Annotated in this window: 1 protein-coding gene; it reads right to left on the minus strand. The window is 38.2% G+C overall.

Annotated features, from left to right (window positions below):
- Positions 1-61: 61 nt before the first annotated feature.
- Positions 62-1,194, minus strand: a protein-coding gene (locus FTU44_RS15040) for an IS3-like element ISAba14 family transposase (protein WP_223155595.1) whose coding sequence is annotated in 2 segments (ribosomal slippage) — positions 62-942 and positions 942-1,194 — 1,134 coding nt in all. Because the reading frame shifts where the segments join, the coding sequence is not laid out codon by codon here.
- Positions 1,195-1,282 lie beyond the last annotated feature (88 nt).

The raw sequence follows: 1,282 nt of genomic DNA on the forward strand, positions 1-1,282 counted from the left end.
AGAGGTGGTCCCACTTGTTTGAACAACTAAAAGCGTATTTATAAGTGATATTCCGCTCTAGTTAAGCCACCTTGTTTTGTTGGGGTAGCTGATCATAGTAAAACTCATTTGGTGTCATTTTGTCTAGACTCGAATGAGGTCGTTTCAAATTATAAAACTCAAAATATGCACTTAATTGCTTTTTCGCATCTGTGACACTGCTATAAGCTTTGAGATACACCTCTTCATATTTAACGCTCCGCCATAATCGTTCAACCATCACATTATCTACCCATCGACCTTTACCATCCATACTGATTTGAATGCCATTTGATTTCAATACATCAATAAATGCATCACTGGTAAACTGGCTGCCTTGGTCTGTATTAAATATTTCAGGTCGACCATATTTTTCAATCGCTTCATTTAAAGCCGAAATACAAAAATCCACCTCCATACTAATCGATACCCTATGCGCAAGTACCTTGCGGCTATGCCAATCAATCACAGCACATAAATAAACAAAGCCTTTTGCCATAGGGATATACGTTATATCCGTAGACCACACTTGATTACTGCGCTGAATAGCCAACCCTTTGAGCAGATATGGATATTTACGGTGAGCTTGATTAGCCTGGCTTAAATTTGGTTTGCAATATAACGCCTGAATACCCATTTTCTTCATTAAAGTACGTGTATGACGTCGTCCTATATGATGTCCTTGACGATTCAACAAATCACGCATCATACGACTGCCTGCAAAAGGATATTGCATATGTAATTCATCAATACATCGCATCAGCTTCAGATCTGATGCACTCACAGGTTTTGGGCGATAGTAATAACAACCACGGGAGACTTTCAGCAGCTTAGCTTGCTTAGATACTGAAATCTGAAGTGAGTCGTCGATTAACTTTTGTGGTTGAAGCGGCCCAGTTTCTTCAACACACCTTCTAAAAAATCAATTTCTAATGCCTGCTCACCGATTTTTGCATGTAGTTTTTTTAGATCGATGGGTGGTTCTGTTGGAGCTTTTGATTGATCGAAAGCTTGCGAGGAAGCTGAGATCAATTGATTTTTCCAGTCAATAATTTGGTTTTGATGAACATCAAACTCAGCACTCAATTCAGCAAGTGTTTTTTCTGCTTTAATCGCAGCAAGTGCTACCTTAGCTTTAAAATCATTTGAATGATTTCTTCTTGGTCTACGTGCCATAAAATACTCCATATATTGATGTTTATAACATCATTTGAGGAGCAGAATATCACTTATAGGAGTTGTTCAAATTTACGGATCCATCTCT

The sequence above is a fragment of the Acinetobacter sp. YH12105 genome, assembly GCF_013419095.1.
In the GTDB taxonomy this organism is placed as follows: Bacteria; Pseudomonadota; Gammaproteobacteria; order Pseudomonadales; family Moraxellaceae; genus Acinetobacter; species Acinetobacter pseudolwoffii.